Annotated in this window: 21 protein-coding genes; 15 read left to right on the plus strand and 6 right to left on the minus strand. The window is 31.1% G+C overall.

The window, feature by feature from the left end; genetic code table 11:
* Nucleotides 1-41: 41 nt before the first annotated feature.
* Entirely contained in the window at nucleotides 42-1,082 is a 1,041-nt protein-coding gene (locus tag HMPREF9709_RS00005; RefSeq protein ID WP_005396737.1) for a baeRF8 domain-containing protein, read from the minus strand.
* A 176-nt stretch (nucleotides 1,083-1,258) separates the two neighbouring features.
* Here HMPREF9709_RS00005 and HMPREF9709_RS00010 point away from each other — a divergent pair, with 176 nt between their 5' ends.
* The 9 genes from HMPREF9709_RS00010 to HMPREF9709_RS09745 all read left to right on the plus strand — a co-directional run bounded on the left by HMPREF9709_RS00010 (nucleotide 1,259) and on the right by HMPREF9709_RS09745 (nucleotide 9,980).
* Nucleotides 1,259-1,879: a CadD family cadmium resistance transporter gene (locus tag HMPREF9709_RS00010; RefSeq protein ID WP_005396738.1), complete on the plus strand. Its 621-nt coding sequence runs from the start codon at nucleotides 1,259-1,261 to the stop codon at nucleotides 1,877-1,879.
* A gap of 251 nt (nucleotides 1,880-2,130) precedes the next feature.
* Nucleotides 2,131-2,481: a PRD domain-containing protein gene (locus HMPREF9709_RS00015; RefSeq protein WP_005396739.1), complete on the plus strand. Its 351-nt coding sequence runs from the start codon at nucleotides 2,131-2,133 to the stop codon at nucleotides 2,479-2,481.
* A gap of 4 nt (nucleotides 2,482-2,485) precedes the next feature.
* Nucleotides 2,486-2,848, plus strand: coding sequence for a DUF2620 family protein (locus HMPREF9709_RS00020; RefSeq protein WP_040463719.1), 363 nt, complete (start codon nucleotides 2,486-2,488; stop codon nucleotides 2,846-2,848).
* A gap of 13 nt (nucleotides 2,849-2,861) precedes the next feature.
* Nucleotides 2,862-4,181, plus strand: coding sequence for a YhfT family protein (locus tag HMPREF9709_RS00025; RefSeq protein ID WP_005396743.1), 1,320 nt, complete (start codon nucleotides 2,862-2,864; stop codon nucleotides 4,179-4,181).
* A 50-nt stretch (nucleotides 4,182-4,231) separates the two neighbouring features.
* A complete protein-coding gene (locus HMPREF9709_RS00030; protein WP_005396745.1) occupies nucleotides 4,232-5,107 on the plus strand; it encodes a phosphotriesterase family protein in 876 nt (291 codons plus the stop codon).
* Nucleotide 5,108: 1 nt separating this feature from the next.
* Nucleotides 5,109-6,215 (plus strand): aminotransferase class V-fold PLP-dependent enzyme, encoded by a 1,107-nt coding sequence (locus HMPREF9709_RS00035; protein ID WP_005396747.1) that lies wholly within the window; start codon nucleotides 5,109-5,111, stop codon nucleotides 6,213-6,215.
* On the plus strand, nucleotides 6,205-7,359 hold the full coding sequence (locus HMPREF9709_RS00040) for an alanine racemase (RefSeq protein ID WP_005396749.1): 1,155 nt from the start codon (nucleotides 6,205-6,207) through the stop codon (nucleotides 7,357-7,359). The genes HMPREF9709_RS00035 and HMPREF9709_RS00040 overlap by 11 nt, the downstream gene beginning before the upstream one ends.
* Nucleotides 7,349-8,563, plus strand: coding sequence for a phosphopentomutase (locus HMPREF9709_RS00045; protein ID WP_005396751.1), 1,215 nt, complete (start codon nucleotides 7,349-7,351; stop codon nucleotides 8,561-8,563). Before HMPREF9709_RS00040 ends, HMPREF9709_RS00045 begins: the two co-directional genes overlap by 11 nt.
* A gap of 49 nt (nucleotides 8,564-8,612) precedes the next feature.
* Complete coding sequence (locus tag HMPREF9709_RS09745; RefSeq protein ID WP_211204489.1) at nucleotides 8,613-9,980, plus strand: serine hydrolase; 1,368 nt, start codon at nucleotides 8,613-8,615, stop codon at nucleotides 9,978-9,980.
* Between the two features lie 112 nt (nucleotides 9,981-10,092).
* Here HMPREF9709_RS09745 and yhfZ read toward each other — a convergent pair whose 3' ends face one another.
* Entirely contained in the window at nucleotides 10,093-11,016 is a 924-nt protein-coding gene (gene yhfZ / locus HMPREF9709_RS00055; RefSeq protein WP_005396755.1) for a GntR family transcriptional regulator YhfZ, read from the minus strand.
* 212 nt (nucleotides 11,017-11,228) lie between these two features.
* Here yhfZ and HMPREF9709_RS00060 point away from each other — a divergent pair, with 212 nt between their 5' ends.
* From HMPREF9709_RS00060 to HMPREF9709_RS00075, 4 genes are read left to right on the plus strand one after another with little or no spacing between them, the layout of a single operon-like run.
* Nucleotides 11,229-11,672: an OsmC family protein gene (locus tag HMPREF9709_RS00060; RefSeq protein ID WP_005396757.1), complete on the plus strand. Its 444-nt coding sequence runs from the start codon at nucleotides 11,229-11,231 to the stop codon at nucleotides 11,670-11,672.
* A 51-nt stretch (nucleotides 11,673-11,723) separates the two neighbouring features.
* Complete coding sequence (lpdA, locus tag HMPREF9709_RS00065) at nucleotides 11,724-13,418, plus strand: dihydrolipoyl dehydrogenase (protein WP_005396759.1); 1,695 nt, start codon at nucleotides 11,724-11,726, stop codon at nucleotides 13,416-13,418.
* A complete protein-coding gene (lplA, locus tag HMPREF9709_RS00070; protein ID WP_005396761.1) occupies nucleotides 13,418-14,335 on the plus strand; it encodes a lipoate--protein ligase in 918 nt (305 codons plus the stop codon). The genes lpdA and lplA overlap by 1 nt, the downstream gene beginning before the upstream one ends.
* A gap of 9 nt (nucleotides 14,336-14,344) precedes the next feature.
* Complete coding sequence (locus tag HMPREF9709_RS00075; RefSeq protein ID WP_005396764.1) at nucleotides 14,345-14,785, plus strand: MarR family winged helix-turn-helix transcriptional regulator; 441 nt, start codon at nucleotides 14,345-14,347, stop codon at nucleotides 14,783-14,785.
* 102 nt (nucleotides 14,786-14,887) lie between these two features.
* Here the strand turns inward: HMPREF9709_RS00075 and HMPREF9709_RS00080 are convergent, their stop codons facing one another.
* From HMPREF9709_RS00080 to HMPREF9709_RS00100, 4 genes are all read right to left on the minus strand, one after another.
* Complete coding sequence (locus HMPREF9709_RS00080) at nucleotides 14,888-15,172, minus strand: DUF3884 family protein (protein WP_005396775.1); 285 nt, start codon at nucleotides 15,170-15,172, stop codon at nucleotides 14,888-14,890.
* Between the two features lie 103 nt (nucleotides 15,173-15,275).
* A complete protein-coding gene (locus tag HMPREF9709_RS00085) occupies nucleotides 15,276-15,878 on the minus strand; it encodes an alpha/beta hydrolase (protein WP_005396777.1) in 603 nt (200 codons plus the stop codon).
* Between the two features lie 972 nt (nucleotides 15,879-16,850).
* Nucleotides 16,851-19,580, minus strand: coding sequence for a cation-translocating P-type ATPase (locus tag HMPREF9709_RS00095; RefSeq protein WP_005396779.1), 2,730 nt, complete (start codon nucleotides 19,578-19,580; stop codon nucleotides 16,851-16,853).
* Between the two features lie 240 nt (nucleotides 19,581-19,820).
* A complete protein-coding gene (locus HMPREF9709_RS00100; protein ID WP_005396780.1) occupies nucleotides 19,821-20,258 on the minus strand; it encodes a divergent PAP2 family protein in 438 nt (145 codons plus the stop codon).
* 97 nt (nucleotides 20,259-20,355) lie between these two features.
* On the opposite strand from HMPREF9709_RS00100, the gene HMPREF9709_RS00105 reads away from it, so the two are divergent.
* Both HMPREF9709_RS00105 and rlmH read left to right on the plus strand, forming a co-directional pair.
* A complete protein-coding gene (locus HMPREF9709_RS00105) occupies nucleotides 20,356-21,153 on the plus strand; it encodes an MBL fold metallo-hydrolase (protein ID WP_005396781.1) in 798 nt (265 codons plus the stop codon).
* A 1-nt stretch (nucleotide 21,154) separates the two neighbouring features.
* On the plus strand, nucleotides 21,155-21,634 hold the full coding sequence (gene rlmH / locus HMPREF9709_RS00110) for a 23S rRNA (pseudouridine(1915)-N(3))-methyltransferase RlmH (RefSeq protein WP_005396783.1): 480 nt from the start codon (nucleotides 21,155-21,157) through the stop codon (nucleotides 21,632-21,634).
* Nucleotides 21,635-21,689 lie beyond the last annotated feature (55 nt).

The raw sequence follows: 21,689 nt of genomic DNA on the forward strand, positions 1-21,689 counted from the left end.
CAGCCATACTTTTGTTACGAACAAAAAACATATTACTTATCTTAATATCTATATTTTGCGGCGATATCAAAATCAACTTGATTGTATTCTGGATCTATTAAAATTACCTCTCCGCCTGTACGCATTACCTCTGTTACTGCTTTATCTATTTCAGCATCTGCTTGAACAGTTTTAGAAATGTAAAGTTCAGAGATTTTGCCGTTTGGAGCATCGGATAAGATTCTAGACTTGTTATCAGTTCCTTTATCATTTGATATTTCCGTTTGAAGATTTTCTAATCTCTTTCCTATATTTTCAATATATTTATCTAAAAGAGCTTCTCTTAATTCTTTATATAAATCATTTGTTAGTATAGAGTTAAAAGGTTTATCAATTATACCGTAGATATCAAAATCAACATAATTCTTAAATTCTAATACATTTTCACGTGTACCAAAAAGAATTAATTTTGCCTCTTTTTCTTTAAGGAATTTGCCCAAATTATCTTTTAGATATCTGAAATACTTATCTTTCTCTTTTTCTTCAACTGAAGAAGAAGTGTGATAATTGTGCATTGAATTAGATGTTCCTCTTGTAGGGGAAGCTTCTATTTCATAATCTTTATCACTAAATAAATCTGTAAATTTTTGATAAATATCAGGATCCTCTTTATCTAATTCTCCATTTATAAAACTATATAGCGAAAATCTATCTTTTGATAAATCTAAGAAATAGTAATTATTTGGTATTTCATAATAGTTTATTAATGGTAATACATGAAAATAATCCGCAACAAGGACTTTTTCTTCAATACTTCCATCCAATTTGTAAATTTGAGTATCATCTTTATCAATCAAAACAGCCAATCCATCTGTAGTATTATTCCAAAATGTGGTGTCATCTAGTAAATCATATGATTCCTTTAAGTAAGAACTTGGATTAACGCCTTTTTCATCAAGCTCTTTCTCAACTCGCTTTAGTAAGTTCTTAAAAGTAACACTGTCTCTTTTATTATCTGGACTATTCCTATGAGTAGGAATGTACAAACTTACAAAAGGCCCGTCCGTCATATTAACTAGTTTATCTAAAATAACTTTTTGCATATTTTCCTCCATTCTGGTACTTTTCATAATACCTTATATATATTTTTACCCAGTATCAGTTATCGTTAACAAATTTATCTCTGCACTATAACTATTTGACTCATTGTAGGAATGGTTTTGTAATGCTTTACTGTTTAAGTTAAAATAACAATAGTAAGATAATAATTGGAGGATTTATGATTAATACAATAATATCAGCGATAGGAGTATACATATCTACAAGTATAGATTATTTGCTGATTTTAGTTATACTATTTGCGCAATTACATAGCAAAAGAGAAAAATTACAAATTTACGCAGGTCAATATTTAGGGACCGCAGTGCTAGTTTCCATCAGCCTATTTGCTGCCTATGTTGTCAATTTTATTCCAGATAAATGGATTGTCGGATTACTTGGTTTAATTCCGCTATTTATAGGGATCAAATTTGCACTATCTGGAGAAGATGAAGATGAAACAGAAGAGATAAGAGAAAAGATAGAACAAGATAAATCAAAAAATTTACTTTGGACAGTCGTACTTCTCACCATTGCTTCAGGAGGGGATAATTTGGGAGTCTATATTCCATATTTTTCATCCCTAAACTGGTCAAAAATAATAATTGTTTTAATAATATTTGCAATTGGCATTGCGATTTTATGTGAGTTAAGTCGCAGCCTTTCAAAAATACCAATGGTATCAGAAATAATTGAAAAATACGAAAAGATAATTGTACCAGTAGTATTTATTGCTTTGGGAATATACATTATGTATGAAAATGGAACTATTCAAACTATAGTAAAAATGTTGGGAATTTAATATTTAATTTAGGAAGATTATTGCTGAGATGGGTGATGATCTTTTTTTATTATTTAAGTACCTATTTAAAAATATTTAAATATTAATTTCAAGTTTGATTGCCTAAATGGTTAAATATGAGATTTGAGAGTTTTATATTATAAAATAATGAAAACGTAAACTATTTTATATTGACATCAATATATTTTAAAGATATAATCCAGTTATAAAGAATATACAAAAAAAAATATATTGAATGGAGTATAAAATTTATGATGAAAGAAAGACTCGAAATATTGCTAAATTCTGGTGTTATTACACAAGATATATATGATTATAGCTACAAAATTTACAAAAAATATTTTGAAAAGGAGGAATTTAATAAAGATAAAGTCAATATTTTTATTACTCATTTAGCTATGTCGCTAAAAAGAATAAATGAAGGAGATATTATTGATAAATTAGATGAAGATGTTTACACGCAAGTAAAAAATTCGGAAGTTTTTTATGAAGCATTAAGATTTTCGAAAATGATTGTTAATGACTTAGATGTAGATATCCCTAATAATGAAGAAGAATATCTAATACTTCATTTAGGAAATATTTTATTAGAAAGGAAATAAAAAAATGAAAAAAATTGTGGTTGGAGGCCAAATGGATAAACAAGATATTACAAATCTTGTTAAAGAATTAGTGAAGGGGAAAATGGAAGTAGAATCTAAAAGTGATATAGAAGCAGTCTTAGATATTCAATCAAATAAAGCTGATTATTATTTAGGAGCATGTGCTACAGGAGCTGGTGGAGCTTTGGGAATTGCAACAGGCATGTTAGGCAGGGATAAATGTGTTTCTGTAAGTATTCCGGGGAAAAAGATGACGGAAGAAGAAATAAAAATGGAAATTGAAAATGGGAAGATTGCATTTGGATTTGTAAATTATGATTATGAAAAAGTGGTTCCTATAATTTTAAAATATATTTTAGATAAATAACAAGGAGTATTTTATGGTTTATAAGTTAAATTTAATGACTATATTTATAATAGCAGTATTAGGTGCTGTTTCATCATATTTAGCTAATCAAAATATTGCGGTATTTAATGATGGTTCCCGTCCAATGTACGGACCATATATAGAAGGAAAAATTGATAGAAAAACATTATTTGCAACAAGTTTCGCCTTATCTTTTGGTTTAGTAGTTGGATTTGGAATACCTACTTCAATAGCAGGAGGTATTATTATAATACACACAATATTATTAGCGTGTGATATTATTGGAGTTGCGTTTAAAGATGACAAAAAAGGGAGAATATTTGCTGGAATAACTGGTGCTGCTTTTGGTGTATTTTTATTGTTTGGTATGAAATGGATAGTAGATTTCTTTGCATTTATGCCTATAAATTTTTTAAATAATTTAAGTACTGTAGGTAGTTTAGTAATTATATTATTTTCTGTATTTCCTGCACTTGCTATAGCCTATCAATCAGGTTTCAAAATTGGTGCTATAGTATTTATTCTAATTATGTTAATTAAGCAAATAGTAATTGTGTTTGGAACATTTACAATTAATAATATTAAGATTGTACTTAATCCAGATGGTATGGCTTTATTATTTGGAATTATTGCAATGGTATTTGTAGCTGCACGTCAAAATAGATCTGAAGGTAGATCAGCCTCAGATGCATTTAAAATCTTTGAAAAAAATATAGAAAGAATTAAAAAAAATATTATAATATTGTCTATTTCCGGAGGTATCATTGCAATATCAACAACATTATTAATAATTGCGGAAGGTCCAGCTTCATTAACATTAATGGCGAAGGGAAATTATCTAGAAGCTGCAATCGTAGCACTTGGTAGAGCGTTAGGTTTTATACCTTTAGTTATGACTACTGCAATTATTTCAGGAGTGTATTCTCCTTCAGGAACAAAATTAGTACATGTGCCAGCAATACTATTAATCAACATGGGAATTATGGGATTAGTAGGATCTTTTGTAATTGGATCATTAATTATGGCTATTGAAGTATTACTTTTAGCATATATTGCAAAAGGAATGGATAAATTCCCAGGGATGAAAGATCTAGGCGACAATACTAGAACAGCAATGAGTAAAGTATTGGATATTGCATTATTAGTTGGAGGTATGTTAGCGGCCAATGAAATAGCACCAAATTTAGGATTTTTATGGGTTGGTGGTTTATATTTCTTAAATCAAACATCTAAAAAGCCAGTTCCTAATATGGCGATTGGACCAATTGGAGCTATAAGTATGGGGGTATTAGTAAACATTCTACATATAATTGGACTATTTCCGATTATATAATTATAAAAGAATAAATGAAGCGAAAGCTTCCTTTTAATTAAGGAGTAATTATGTTAAAAGAAGGAATTACATTAATTCATGAACATACTACTATAGATTTATCAAGAATAAAGAAAACAGATGATACAAATTTGAATTGTAAAGAAGAAACTATTAAAGAATTTAAAGATTTGTATGACTTGGGTGTAAGAAATATTATTGATGTGACTGCATGTGGCATGGGAAGAAATGTAGAATATGTAAATGAAGTTGCAGAAAGATCGAAAATAAATATTATTCAGTCTACAGGATTTTATAAGGAACCATTTTTGCCAGATTTTGTTTATGAGTATTCCGTAGAACAATTAAAAGATTTTATGGTTAATGAAATAGAAAAAGGTATAGATGAAACAGATACAAAAGCAGGTGTTATAGGTGAAATAGGTACAAGTAAAGATTCTTTTGAAGAGATGGAGAAGAAAGTTTTCGAAGCAGCAATAATGGCTCATTTAGAAAAAGGGACTGTTATTTCTACACATACTTCATTAGGGACTATGGCTAGAGATCAAGCAAAGCTATTTAAGGAAAGAGGAGTAAATCCAAAAAAAGTGATAATTGGACACCAAGATTTATCTCAAAAATTAGAACAAATCAAATATTTGATAAAAGAAGGATTTTGGGTTGCTTTTGATACTATAGGTAAAAATAATTATGTACCTGATAAAGAAAAAATAGAGTTTTTATTAGACTTACAAAAAAATAATATGATAGATTCCATAGTTATGTCTATGGATATAACTAGAAAATCAAATTTGAAATATAAAGGGGGGATAGGATACAGTTATATTTTTACAGATTTTATTCCCATGATGAAAGAGGCAGGGATAACTGAAGAATCAATTAATAAAATATTTGTAAAAAATCCAATGAAAATTTTTGAGGAGTAAGATGAAAGTATATCCATTAAAAAGTATTAGCTTGGAAGAAGCTATAGAAAAACAATATAGATTAGTTGATTGTATTACAAAAGAATTTAAGGGTGAGGAAATTTTACAATCTGGTGATTATGGAATTTATCCTTTGCAGAATCAACCTTTATCTACAGGAAAAGTTGAGAAAGTCATGGCTAAATTTTTTAATACAGAGGCAGCGATTTTTGTTCGAGGAAGTGGTACTGGAGCAATCAGAGAAGCTTTAGCAAGTGTATTAAAACCTGGGGACAAAGTTCTAGTCCATACATCAGAAATATATTCAACAACTAAAATTACTTTTGATATGTTAGGTTATAAAGTGGTTAGAGCTAATTTTAATAATTTAGAAGATATTCGTAACACATTATCTAATAATAAAGATATAAAAGCTTGTTTAGTACAATATACAAGACAAGAATTAGATGATTTTTATGATATTGAAGATGTAATAAGAGAGATAAGAGAAACAAATAAAGAAATTACTATTATTACAGATGATAACTATGCAGTTATGAAGGTAGAAAAAACTGGTGCAGAATTAGGAGCAGATTTATCGTGCTTTTCAATGTTTAAATTATTGGGCCCAGAAGGAGTAGGATTAATTATAGGTAAAAAGTCATTAATTGATACTATTAGAAAGTTTCATTACTCAGGAGGAAGTCAAGTTCAAGGTCCTGAAGCTTTAGAAACCTTGAGATCCTTAGTTTATGCACCTACTCAACTTGCACTTCAGTCAATTCAAGTTGAGGAAGTTTGTAAGAGATTAAATGAGAAAGAAATAGAAGAAATAGAATATGCTATAGTTGCAAATGCACAATCAAAAGTAGTTCTTGTAAAATTTAAGGAAGCAATTGCTAAAAAAATATTAGAAGTATCTGGAAGTTTTGGAGCGATACAATATCCAGTGGGATCAGAAAGCAGATATGAAATAGTTCCAATGTTTTATCGACTTGCTGGAACAATGAGAAGCAAAAATAAGGAATATGATGATTATTGGATAAGGATAAATCCTATGAAATCTAGTGCAGATACTGTTATAACAATATTGAAAAGAGCAATTGAAAAGGTGAAAAATGTTTCTTAAAAAATTAGAAGAAAGAAATAAAAATTTAATAAATGCCACTATAGAAATGCATCAAAATGGTGAAATTATGCCTGATTCTTATATTGTTGATCTTAATACTTTATTAGATAATGCAAAAAAAATGCTTTACGTTGCAAAAGAAAAAAATGTAAAGTTATTATTTATGCTTAAACAATTAGGAAGAAATCCATATATTGCAAAAAAATTAATAGAATTAGGATATGAAGGTGCAGTTGTTGTTGATTTTAACGAAGCAAAAGTTATGATGGATAATAATATTCCAATTGGAAATGTGGGAAATTTAGTACAAGTCCCAAATGCTATGTTAGAAAAAATAATAGATTACGGTGTTGGAGTTATTACAATTTTTTCTATGGAAAAATTAGAAAGTATTAACTATTACGCAAATAAATTAAATAAGAAACAAAATGTGATTATTAAAGTATACTCAGATGATGATTTATTTTATAGCGGACAGGAATCGGGAATAAATATTAATGAACTAAGTGATTTTGTAAAAAAAGCTAAATCACTTAATAATATTAATATCATTGGAATAACTTCTTTTCCTACTTTTCTATTCAATAAAAATACCAATAAAATAGAAAAACAAAACAATTATTTTACTGTATATCGTGCGAAAAGGATATTAGAAGATAATAATATAGAAGTAACTCATGTCAATTTACCATCAGTAACGTGTATAAATAATATTATAGAAAATTTTGATGGTGAGAATATTTATGGAGAACCGGGCCATGGACTTTCTGGGACAACACCAGCTCATGTTTATAATTATTTAGAAGAGATTCCATGTGTACTCTATTTAAGTGAAGTATCACATAATTTCAAAAATAATGCTTTTGTTTATGGTGGTGGATATTATAGAAGATCTCATGTACAAAATGCAATTGTAAGTGATGGTGAGATAATAAGTTATGATAAAGTTTTAGAAATGGATCCTGAAAGTATAGACTATTACTTCAAATTAAGTCAAGAACATAATGTGGGAGACACTGTAATCATGTCTTTTAGATTTCAAATTTTTGTTACAAGAAGTAAAGTGATGCTTTTAGAATTAGATGAAGATAATTATAAAGTAGTAGGCACTTATGATGCTTTAGGAAGGAAATATGATGAATAAAGGTAGATTTATTATTATAGTATTAGATAGTTTTGGTGTAGGTGAAATGGACGATGTCTCTCAAGTTAGACCTGCGGATATAGGGTCTAATACATGCCTACATTTATTAGAATATGACAGAAAAAAACAATGGAATAATTTAATAAAACTTGGCTTAATTAATAGTTTAGGGTTAGATGTAGATGGTTTTAAGAAATCAGATACCGCAATATTCGGAAAAAGTAAATTAGTACACTTTGGAGCTGATTCTTATTTTGGACATCAAGAAATAATGGGAACAAAACCTAAAAAACCAGAATTTCAAAAACTATCAGAATTTATTGATGAATTAGAACAAGATTTATTAAATAAAGGTTTTGAAGTACAACGTGTTAAGAAAAATGGATTAGAATTATTAAAAGTCAACAACATGATATGTATCGGCGATAACATGGAAACAGATTTAGGTCAAGCTATAAATGTTGTTGGAGCACTTGATTATTGTGGATTTTCAATGATAGAAGAAGTGGGCCATATTGTTAGAAAACACGTAAGAGTGCCAAGGGTAATTGCTTTTGGAGGCTCAAATGTCACAATTGAAAGAATCGAAGAAAACATTATTACAAAAGATGGATTTATTGGTGTTGATGCTCCAAAATCTGGAGTTTATGATAAAAATTATCATGTAACTCACATAGGATATGGTGTAGATGTAAATGAACAAGTGCCTATAGCAGTAGCAAATAAAGGTGTAGAAAATCATTTATATGGTAAAGCTGAAAATATTATTTATGCTCCTAATGGAACTAGATTTCCTTGTGTAGATACGAATGACACATTTGACGGCTTAATAAAAGATTTAAAAATATATAACAAGGGTTTATTCGTTGTAAACATACAAGAAACTGATTTATCTGGTCATGCAATGGATGCAGAAAGATACATTGATGTATTGAATATTTCTGATCGAAGAATTGGAGATTTAATGAATTTATTGAATGAAGAGGACGTTCTAATAATTATGGCTGATCATGGTAATGATCCTACTATTGGGCATACAAGACATACAAGAGAAAATGTTCCAATTCTTGTGTATAGAAAAAATAATAATAAATTAATAGATATTGGATATAGAGAAACCATGGCTGATGTTGGTCAAACAGCAGCCGATTATTTTGGTACTGAAATAAAAAATGGAAAATCTTTTTTAAATGAAATAATATAAAAAACACTAAAATTTAATTATTTGCGAGGTTTAGTATATGGGGGAAATTTTGAAAAAACATAATTTTAAAATTTTATTTTTGAGTTTAATTTTGATGTTACTAGCTACATCTTGTTCAAATAAGGGTAAGGAAACAAGCTCTGAAGAAAAACAAACGGTGAAAGAAACGGAAACTAAAGAAGAAGATAGTAAACAAGCAGGATTAATAAAAGAAATTGATACTAAATATGAAAAAAATGTTGATAAAATAGTGAAAAAAGGTTTAGAAGAGAAAGTTGTACCAGGAATAGTTATATTAGCAACAAAAGATAATAAAATTATTTTTGAAAAAGCTTATGGCTATGCACAATTAAATGATGCTAAAGATTTTACTGATATAGCAAATCCCAAAATAGTAAAATTAGATAATCCTAGGGAAATGAAACTAGATACACTTTTTGATTTAGCTTCTGTGACAAAAGTGACAGCAACAACACAAGCTATTATGAAATTGAACTATGAGGGAAAATTAAGTGTTGATGATTTAGTAGTAAAATACTTACCCGATTTTGGTAAAAATGGAAAAGACAAAATCGCTATAAAAGATTTATTAACTCATACATCAGGCATGCCACAATGGGCTCCTTCATTCTTTTATGTAAATAATGATAGAGAGAAATTACTAGAATATATCAATAATTTAACTCCAATTTTTGATAAAGGAGACTATAAATACAGTGACTTTGGATTTATGACCTTAGGCTATATTGTTGAAAAAATTTCAGGTAAAACATTAGATAAATATGTTGAAGAAGAAATCTATCAACCATTAGGAATGAACAATACTTTTTATAAACCTTTAGATCACGGAATTTCAAAACAAAGTATTGCAGCAACTTCCTTAGGAAATCCATTTGAATATAGAATGGTTGATGAAAAGAATTATCCTGATTTTGGTTATGATACAACAGCAGATCAAAAAGCTTTTAATAAGTTTAATGGATGGAGAAAACATACATTAATTGGAGAAGTTAATGATGGAAATACAGGTATGGCTTCAGATGGAATAGCAGGCCATGCAGGTTTATTTTCAAATGTCGAAGATTTAGCTATTTTAACACAAATGATGTTAAATGGAGGAGAATTTAACGGTGTAAAAATATATGACAAAAACACTATAGACCTATTCACAAAAAATTATTTGGGTGAAAATAATAGGGGATATGGATTTGAATTAAATTCTAAATATATGGGGGATAAAGTGAAAAACTCTTATGGACATAATGGTTTTACCGGAACTCACATAATAATTAATCCAGAGAAAAATATGTCATTTATTATTTTAACTAATAAACAAAACTTAGGTTTAAATGAAGAAGGTTCATATAATGGAACTTTTAAATTTGTAAATGAAATAGTTAATGAGTTTATAAAATAGATCGAAAAAGTTACTAATACGAAAATAATAGTGAAGCTTAGATAAGAGATTTTAGCTTCACTATTATTTATTATTAAGTTAAAATATAAAATTGTATTAAATTTTTTGTAATTTAATACTTTGGAATCATTTTATTTTTTATCACTTTTCTTTGTATTTCTCTTACAAAATCAATATCAATATAATCTTGTATTATTTTTTTCATTTCAATTCGTTTTTTATCTATAACAATTACAGCAATTGTATTAATAGAATCATTTACATCTAATTTTTTAGTCATTATTTTAGAATGTTTATCTTTTAGTTCATCACCATTCCATATTGCAAAATCAATTTTGGAATTTTCCAAATTTTCTGTTAATTGATTATAAGTTGTATATATAAAATCTATATTTTTATTGTTACAAGCAAGTAATGTTAGTCTTTCTTGATCTACTGAATCTCTATCAATAGCTGCAACCATGCCATCTTCTATTTCTGTAAAATTTTCATCTATATACATTAAAACATGTCCGCTTAAATAACTATATAAACCGAATTCTTTAACAATTTCAAGATTTTCATTTTTAGAAATCGCATCTAAAGCAGCAAACTTTGAAGTAATAGCAAAATCACATCTGCCACTTAATACCATTTCCATTCGATTTTTTGATCCCCTCATATATGACATGTTAATAGGTATATTTAGATTATTCTCAATAGATTGAATAATAGCAGTACTTAAGCCTTCATATCTTTTTGAATATGGTAAAGGCATAGCTCCAATAATATAATCTAAACCAGAAATTTGTAAAAGCTTAATGATATCTTTTTTTACAATAAATGTACCAAGCTGTCCTCGAGATTCTAATTTTATAGCTTCATTATCAGTTAAAAATTTTATAGAATTCTGAATTGTTCCTCTTGAAACTTTTAATTGTTTTGAATATTCAGTTACAGTTTTAATTCTTCCCATGGGCTCAACTTCAATGAATAGTCTTGATAGAATTGAAGTTGTAGCTCCACTTTTAGATAGTAACTCGTTTTGTGTTTTCATCTTAATCCCTCTTAATAAATTCTATTTCTATTTTATCAAATATTTTGTAATAAGTTAACATAATAAAAGTTAAATTAATTATATAAATTTATTAATATATGTTTAGCAATATAATTTTGTTAAATCCTTGACAAAATCATTCCTATATACTATTATATATTCAATACATAGCACGCTAAGTATTAAATACATAAAAAACATGGAGGAAGATAATGAAAGAAACTTTCAAAGTTGTTGCGAAGAAGTTACCAGAAGGATTACAAGTTGAATCTGATGCTAGAAGTTTCAAGATTGTAATGGATGAACCAGAATCATTGGGTGGTACAAATAAAGGAATGAATCCTGTGGAAGCCGTATTGTGTGCATTAGGCTCCTGTCAAGCGATTGTTGCTTATGCGTTTGCTGAAGCTAATGAAGTTAAGCTTGATGGATTCCGCGTAGAATTAGAAGGAGATTTAGATCCAGACGGATTTATGGGATTAGCAGAAGGCGTGAGAAATGGATTCCAAGAAATTCGATATACAATGCATTTCAAATCTGATGAAAGTCAAGAAAAATTAGAAGAATATGCTAAGTTTATCGAATCAAGATGTCCTGTAGCAGATTGTTTAACAAACGGTGTACCATTGAAACTTTCAAAGGTTGTTGTTGAATAAGAGAAAGATTGCCCGTTGGAAAACGGGCATTTTTAATGAAAGGAAAAGCATATGTTGGAAATAAAGATGCCTGTCATTCCGGGAACTAAGCCAAATATTGTTGGAAAGATTGACTATAGCGTGGGCGATAAGATTGATAAAGATGAAGTGTTGTTTACTGTTGAAACTTCAAAAGGAAATCGCCAGATAAAGTCAAAGGAAGCGGGGATAATAAAAGAACTTCTTGTCGAAGAGGGGCAAACGGTAAAAGCCAATGATGTGTTGGTGATTGTAGAAGAAGATGGTGGCGAAGATAAGCATTCTGACCAAAAAGAGGAAAACATTTCAGAAGAAAAAGTACTTGAAGTTAATATTGGGGAAACTGAAGTTGAGAAGGATTTATTGGTAATTGGTGCAGGTCCTGGAGGATATGTTGCAGCTATTTATGCGGCAAAAAGAGGGGTGAATGTTGCACTGATAGAAAAAGAAAGTTTAGGTGGCACTTGTCTTAATGTTGGATGTATACCAACGAAGTCACTCGTTCAAACTGCGGATCACTTTGAATCATTAGGAAAGATGAAGAAATTTGGAATAGAGATTGGTGCTGACTCTAGCATTGATATGAAAAAAGTTTTAGAGAGAAAAGAGAATGTAGTTTCTACTTTAATTTCTGGAATCGAATTTCTTATAAAGAAAAATAAAATTCAATTAATCAGAGGAAATGCAAGTTTTATTGATGATAAAACTGTAAAAGTTAATGAAACAGTGATTAAGGCGAGAAAAATTATTATCGCCACAGGTTCCATTCCTGCGAAGATAAATGTTAAAGGGAATGATTTAGATGGGGTGATGGATTCGACTGATGCCCTTAATTTGAAGAAAATTCCTGATTCATTGACAATTATCGGCGGGGGTGTAATTGGACTTGAATTTGCTTTTATATATAATGCATTTGGTAGCGATGTGAAATTGATTGAATATCAAGATGGCTTGCTTCCAATGTTTGATAGAGAAGTGGCAGAAGAGATAGAACATATTGCGACAGAAAAAGGTATAAAAGTCATGACTTCAAGTAAAGTCAAGGAAATAAGCGAAACTGTTGAGGGGGACTTGATTGTTTCGTTTGAAAAAGATGGAAAAATACTTTCCACTGTTTCAAATAAGATATTGATGGCAACAGGGAGAAAGGCCAATACTGCTGGATTAGGATTGGGAAATACTAGTGTAAATGTTGATGAAAAAAGTGGAAATATTCCTGTAAGTGAGTATAAACAGACTAATGTGGAAAATATTTATGCCATTGGCGATGTTTCATCAAATCTTAAATTGGCACATGTGGCATCTCATGAAGGCATGATTGCGGTGGATCACATATTGGGAGAAAAGCGTGTTTTAGATGAAAGAACCATTCCTTCTGTTGTGTATACAAATCCTGAAATTGCCATTGTGGGATATAGCGAGGAAGATCTTAAAGAGAAAAAAATTGAATATAAATCTTCTCGTTTCGACTTTGTTGCAAATGGAAAAGCTCTAACAATGGACCAAAATAGAGGTTTTGTAAAAGTGTTGGCAGATAAAGATGGAAAGATTTTGGGCGCTGCTATAATAGGTCCCGATGCATCTAGCTTAATATCAAGTCTGACAATTGCAATTAAAAATAATGTGAATGTTGAACAATTAACTCATACAGTATTTGCTCATCCTACCACATCCGAAGTGATTCACGAGGCATGCCTAGATCTTATTGGTAGAGGAGTTCATCAATAATGAAGGGTAGAGTAATTACGCTTGATTCCAACGATGTTTATAAAAACATTGCCCAAGAATACAAATATTTCTTAGAATTGAAAGATGAAGTCATTTTGCTATTATGGCAAAATTCTCCATCTGTCATTATGGGACGAAATCAAAACGTCTATCGTGAACTCGACCTTGAATATATCAAATCAAGAGAAATAAATATAGCGCGTAGATTTACAGGTGGGGGTGCGGTTTATCATGATTTAGGCAATCTAAATTTTACAATTATTTCTCCTCAAAAATATAAGGATATTGAGTTGTGGATGGAAATAGTTCAGACTGCATTATCGAAGTTACACATTCCCTCTGAGAGAAAAGGTAGAAATGACTTACTACTTGACGGTAAGAAATTTTCTGGAATGGCATGGCTTGATGATGAAGATAAATTTATGATTCATGGGACATTAATGGTAGATTTGGACTTAAATCAACTTTATCAATGCCTCACTCCAGATATGAGTAAATTCGTTGGAAAAGGGATAAAATCAATAAGAAGCAGGGTTTGTAATCTGAAAGAAAAGCAGAGAGATATTTCGATAGAAAAATTAAGCGATGCTTTAATAGAAACATTTTGTGAAAAATATCCAAATTCTACTATAGAGAAACCAAAGGCATTTGAGCTCTACAAAGATATTTATAACAAGTTAAAAAGTTCAGAATGGATTTTTGGTAAAAATGAAAAGGCAAATATTGAAAAAACTTACAATATTGAAAATAAACCATGCAAATTTGAAATTTGGATTGAAAATGATATAATATTAAAATTAAATATATATAGTGATACTTTGCAATTGGACAAGATTGAAAAGCTAGAGCAAAGTTTGCTAAATAAGAAATATTCGGAGATTCAGATTGATAAAGAAATTAATTCAATATGGGGATAGGGGGAAATATTGTTTGATTTAGACTATTGTGTATCATTTGTTACTAATCTTGCTTCAAAAAAATTGTCAGAATCATTAAATAGCAAATTAATAAAACATAATGTTACAAAATCTCAATGGATTGCTTTATATTATATAAATAGAGAAAAAAGTATTAGCCAAAAAAATCTGGCTACATTAATGGGTGCTAAAGAATCGACGGTGACAGGCATATTAAATCGTGTTGAAAAAGAGGATTTGATAATGCGTACTGAAGATAAAAAAGATAAGAGAAAAAATCTTTTATCTTTAACAGAAAAAGGACAAGAGCTAACAGGAAAATTAACAGATATAGCCCAAGAATTTAGAGATGCATGCCTAGAGGGAGTCTCTTTGGAAGAACAAGAAATTTTTCTAAAAGTATTAGATAAAATGGTCTCCTCCGCACAAAATTGGCAAGAAGAAATGTAAAAGATGAGCATTCAGCGTAATAGCTGGGTATATAAGATTTAACGCAAAAAAAGACTACAGCAAAATTTTGCTGCAGTCTTTTTTTAATGGAGTATAAATGAATTAATATTTTAACACAAACGGAAAATATCTTTCTTCAATTGTAAATTCCTCTTCAGGAATTTTTGTAATTTTACTAAATTTCCTAATAAATTCGTCTTTATCTTTAATGGAACTAGTACATATCCAGAGTTTGTCCTGTTTAGTAATCCAAGATCCTATTGTATTAAGTAAATAATTTAATTTTTTAAAATTAGGTTCTTTTTCAGTCTTAAACTCAATTACATAGCCTTTATGATAAATCAAATTAACCAATTTTGTATAAAACTTGCTCGCTAACTTTAACATGACAACTCCTTTTCGTAATTATAGTGATATCGATATCACATTTATATATTACCATATAATTATTAATTTGGCAATAAAAATATTCAATATGTTAATAATTAAACTATTTCAATGTTTCCAACCATTCTCGCGCTGCTTCTAAAATCTCTACCGTCACCTCATGCGAATTGCCCCAAAATTCCTCAACATTTGCACCTCTGTCTTCAAATAGTGAAACGACATGCTCACTTTCCTCAACTGAACAAATTGGATCATGTCGACCCATTGAAATAAAGACATTAACCTTCTCTTTTGATTGCGTCAAGTGACTAGTGTCTATCGAATAAAGAGGGGACATCAAAATACCTTTATTAATTTTAGAATCGTCCTGAAGCAATAAATTAACAGCAATATTCGCTCCATTAGAAAATCCAACCAATACAACATCCTCAAGACCAAACCCATACGTCTGACTCATCTCTTCAATAAACTTCATCAAAGAATCACCCCTCATATACAAATCTTCCTCATCATAGGAGCCATCCGCATATCTCTTAAAATACCTATTCATGCCATTTTCCTTCACATCGCCCCTTATCGCTAAATAAGTGGCATCCGCATCCATAAAATTCGCCACCTGCAACAATGAATGTTCATCTCCACCCGTCCCGTGCAATAAGACGAAAACCGGATGCCCTGCTTGTCCTTTTTTATAAATATGTTCCATAATTAAATCCTTTACTTTTTTATTATACTTATATTTTACCCATTTATTGTGGAATGAATAGGAGGGTTGGAAGTGGTGGGTTGGGATTTGGAGGAATTGGGGGACTATGGGGTTTATTTGGAAAGATTGTTTTTGTAGAAATGGTTAGTTGTTGGATATGGTAGTATTGAGGGGAGTTTGTTTGTGGGAATGGATGGTATTGGGAAATAGATAGGGTGGGATTGAGAGGTTGTTTTTGGGAATGGTTAGATGTTGAGATGTTGGATGTGGTAGGATTGAGGGGCTGTATTTGTAGGAATGGATGGTGTTTGTAATTGAAATTTGAATGGGATGGAGTTTTTTAACGAAGATGTATAATATATCATTTAACATACTAAATATTATACAAATAATGGTACCAAAATACCCCACCCCGGTATATAAAAGACCATGGTTTATTTTTTTTATGGTCCGAAAACACCCAAGGGGGGTATATTTCGGACCATCTTTTGAAGTATGTTCTTTATATTTATGGTCTAAAATATACCCCCCTCCAGTATCTTGAGGACCATTTTACTAGAGATTATAAATACATACACTGTTAATTTTTGTAAATTATGGTCCAACTTATACCCCCGGGGAGTATCTACGGACCATAAAATTTCAGGCATGGTCTAAAAATATACCCCCTCCCCGTATATTGGGACCATGGAAATGAGCTCCCCAAAAAATTATAGGGTATTTTAGTTTTATATTACGCCAAATTTTGTTTAGTTGAAGGTAAATGAAGCTTGGGTAATGGAAAACTACTTCAAGAAGGACTAAAACCCAGAAATCCCAAAACCCAGCAATCCCAAAACTCACCATTTCCACAACCCCATCATCCCCCCCCTCAAAAAAAATACTTCATGGAAGTTACTCCACCAACATATATTGATGAACGAAAAAATACCTGCGGAAGGCTACACTTCCGGCAGGTATTTTACTTATTTTCTATTTACTTTTTATATCATGCAAGCCCATTTTTCTTTCGATTGCTTTGTGGATTTCTCCTGCAACAAATGGTAGGAATGCACAAGGTAGTACTACTAACCAATCTCTTAAGCCTAGAGCGTATGTGTTAAATAGTGGTTCTAGGAATGGTACGTAAATTACTACTAATGTCAATATAAATGAACCAAGGAATGCCCACACTAAAGTCATATTTGAGAATAGACCTAATTCAAAGATTGAATATTTTTCAGATCTTGATGAGAATGATCTTAATAATTCAGCTAAAATCAGAGTGATGAAAGCAACTGTTTGTGCTGCTTGGATTTTGATTTCAGGGTCTAGGTTCACAAATAGGAAGTTTAGTGAGATGATGAATGCTCCAAGTGTAGCTACTGAGATGGCTACTGCTTGTACTAATACATTGTCAATCATGTTTTTATCAATGATTTCTTCATCTGTCTTTCTTGGTTGTTGTCTCATTATATCTGGGTCACCTTTTTCAACTCCAAGCGCTAGGGCTGGGAATGAGTCTGTTACAAGGTTTAGCCATAATAAGTGTATAACTGTTAGTGGTACTGGAAGTCCTGCAACAATAGCGATAAGCATGATTAATACTTCACCAATATTACATGAAAGTAGGAATGATACGAATTTCTTAATGTTTGAATATATTATTCTTCCTTCTTCAACGGCGTTTACGATTGTTGCGAAGTTATCATCTGTAAGGATAACTTCTGCAGTGTTTTTTGCAACGTCTGTACCAGTGATACCCATTGCGATACCAATATCGGCTTTTTTGATAGCTGGGGCATCATTTACACCGTCACCAGTCATGGCAGTGATTTCGCCATTATCTTTAAGTGCGGTAACTATTTGTACTTTATTTTCAGGAGATACTCTTGCGAATACTCTCTTTGTTTTAACTAATTCTCTGATTTCTTCATGAGACATATTGTTTAGTTCTTTACCCATGATTGCTTGGTCATCACGGTCAGCGATGCCTAAATCTTTTGCGATTGCAAGGGCTGTTTCTAAATAGTCTCCTGTAATCATTACTGGTGTGATACCGGCAGTTTTACATTCCGCGATTGCAACCTTAGCTTCTGGTCTTGAAGGGTCAATCATTCCAGAAAGACCGATTAGAACTAAATCTTTTTCAACATCTTCTGGCTTGTTGGAATCTGGTAAATTTTCCCATCTTCTATATGTGTAAGCTAAAACTCTAAGTGCTTGTTTTGCGAATTCGATGTTTTTGTCAGCATATTTTTGTTTTAACTCTGGTGTAAATTCTACTTCTTTTCCATCAACTAAAACGTGGCTACATCTTTCGAAAATGATATCAGGAGCACCTTTTGTGAATGCTATATAGTCATTTTCAAAATATCCCTTGTGGAATGTTGTCATCATTTTTCTTGAAGAGTCGAATGGATATTCTTTGACTCTTGGATAAGCGGAATTTAGACCTTCATTTGTAAGCCCTGCTTTTGCAGCTACTGTGACAAGAGCACCTTCAGTTGGATCACCAACAATTTCCCATCTGTCTTCATTTTGAACTAATTTCGCATCACTGTTTAAGCTTGCTGCAGAAAGTAACATTTCAACATGTGGATTTTCTGTAGGATTGTAGACATTTCCATCTTTTAGGAAACTTCCGTCTGGAGCGTATCCTACACCTTCAACATCAAATGTTTCTTCATTTGTAAATACTTTCTTAACAGTCATTTCGTTTTGTGTTAAAGTACCAGTCTTATCAGAACAAATATAAGTTGTGGTACCTAGAGTTTCAACAGCTAAAAGTTTTTTAACAATGGAATTTTTTGCTGCCATTCTGTTCATTCCTATAGATAAAACAATAGTTACAACGGCTGTTAAACCTTCAGGAATGGCTGCAACTGCTAAAGAAACTGCTGTCATTAATGCGTCTATTACTTTGAATTGTCTTAGTATTGCTACTACAAACACTACAACGGAAACGGCAGTTACTAAAATAAATAATGTTTTTGATAATTTTGCTAATTTTTGTTGTAATGGTGAGGCGTCTTGTTCGGTTGATTGAATATTTGTCGCAATTTTACCGATTTCAGTGTTGTGACCAGTTTGTGCTACAACACCAATCGCTCTACCACGTGTGATAATTGATGAGGAATGTACATAGTTGTCTCTATCACCAATTTCAATTTCGTTTTCAAATGTAATTTCAGAATCTTTATCAACTGGGACGGACTCACCGGTTAGGGAAGATTCATCACTTGAAAGGTTTTGACTTTCTAATAATCTAATGTCCGCAGGAACAATATCACCTGTTTCAAGACTAACAATGTCACCAGGTACTAAATCTGAAGCTGGTACACTTGTTAATCTGCCATCTCTAATGACCTTCGCGTTTGGAGCGGACATTTTTTGCAATGCTTTAACTGAGTCTTCCGCTTTACCTTCTTGGATTAAACTCATTCCAGCATTTAACACAACAATGGCTAATATAATAAGTGTTTCAATCATATCGCCTGTAAGTGATGAAATAAAAGCAGCTGCAAGCAAGATAAGCACCATTGGATCAAGAATTTGTTCTAATAATTTTTGGAAAAATGATTTTCCCTTTTTTTCTTCAATCTCATTCTTTCCATATTTTTCAAGTCGTGTTTGTGCTTCGCTACTCGTCAGTCCTTTATCTTTATCAGAAGACAAGGTTGTAAGCACTTGACTTTTATCGCCTAAATAAAATTTCTCCATTTATACCTCCGTAATTTTTTTTGCTAAATTTTGATTTGGAGTTCTCAAAATCTTAGCTTTTGGTCTTTTATGCAATAAAAAAAGACCTCATTTTGTAAAATTAGGTCTTGCTTCCTTTCGGAATTTAGCCGGGACTTTGTCCGTACTGACGACTAAATATTAATAAGCTACTCCCCTAAGAGTAATATTACCATAATTATTAATGAAATAATTAAAGGAATTTTATCATAATTTTGGAAATTACGCAATAAGACCCAGTGTATTTAAGAATATAATGTAAACTATTCCTAACAAAACTCCACAAAAAACTTGAAGCGGTGTATGTCCCATAACTTCTTTTAGAGTTTGTATCTCTGGTCTATCATGATCTTCCTTCGCATATTCTATCATTTTGTTTAAGGCTTTTCCTTGTAATCCAACAGAACGTCTAACATTATATGCATCATATACGACAACTGTTGTGATCGCGCATGAAAGTGCAAACACATCTGAACTAAATCCACTTATGAGGCCAATTTGTGCTGAAACTGACGCCATAAATGCTGAATGAGCAGATGGCATTCCTCCTGAGGAAAAGAATAGTGAGGGTTTAAATTCTCTTTTGAATAACATAAGAGATATAACCTTCATTGATTGTGCAATCATCCATGCTGTTATCGAGAAAAACAATATCCTCATAATTACCTCCATCACATAAATTATATTATGAAATGGAATTTTAGTCTATTGAAAAATGAATTTGTTAAATGTAAACTATAATGAAGAGGAGGCTTAGATGAAAATTTGTACATTATCATCGGGTTCATCTGGAAATGCAATCTATATAGAATCTGAAAAATCAAAAATTCTATTAGATTGTGGATTGACAGGTAAATTAGTTGAAACATTATTAAAGAGTGTTGGAGTAAATCCGAGTGAATTAAATGCGATATTTGTCACACATGAGCATATAGATCACATAAAAGGTGTTGGAGTTATGAGTAGAAAATATGATTTACCGATACTCGCAAATGAAAAAACATGGATTGCAATGAAAAATAAAATAGGGAAAATAAATCCTAAAAATATAAATGTATTTAAATCGAATACATTTTTTACTTTTAGGGATTTAGACGTGCAAAATATTAGCACATTTCACGATGCTGCCGACCCTGTATTTTTCATCTTTTACCAAAATAGACAAAAAATCAGTGTGCTTACAGATACCGGCATCGTCTCTCAAACAATGGTAGACTCCGTGAGAAATTCAGATGTCATTATCCTAGAATCCAATCATGACCTATCGATGCTTGATAATGGTCCATACCCATTACAACTAAAATACAGAATTAGGGGCGAATACGGCCATCTTTCAAACGACAGTTCCGCAGAAATTATGAAAAGCATAATAAGAGCAGGCGGAGAAAAAATAGTTCTAGGACATTTGAGCACCACCAACAATACTGAAGTCATCGCATATAGCAGTATGAGAACAAATTTAGAAAGTATTGGAATCAATGTCGACAAAGACATCTACTTAGGTGTTGCAAAAGAATTTCAACCAGGCAGAATGCTAGACTTGGGGGAGAAATAGCATGAACATCGATATAATTTGCGTGGGAAATATAAAGGAAAAATACTTCACTGACGCGATAAAAGAATACACTAAAAGATTAAAACCATATGTAAATATAGAAATAATAGAAGTGGGCGAATACAAACTTCCCAACAAACATTCTTCCTCTCAAATCACAGAGGGAATGGAAAAGGAAGCTGAACAAATCCTTTCAAAAATAAAAGATCGCGCCTATATAATTCCTCTTTGCGTTGAAGGTAAACAGCTAAGTTCAGAAGATTTTGCGGATAAAATAGAAAAAATCACAATCGACGGATATTCAGATATTTGCTTCATTATTGGAGGTTCATATGGCCTTCATCAAAAAGTGAAGTCAAAAGGTCAACTGAAACTTTCATTTTCAAAAATGACCTTTCCGCACCAATTGATGAGAGTTATACTAGTAGAGCAAATCTACAGAGCATTTAGGATATTGAAGAATGAGCCATATCATAAATGATTTTTCTGAAAGGTCTTTCTGCTCCGGTTCGCGCTTCGCGCGAAATTCCTCGCGA

The organism is Helcococcus kunzii ATCC 51366 (genome assembly GCF_000245755.1).
Lineage (GTDB): Bacteria > Bacillota > Clostridia > Tissierellales > Peptoniphilaceae > Helcococcus > Helcococcus kunzii.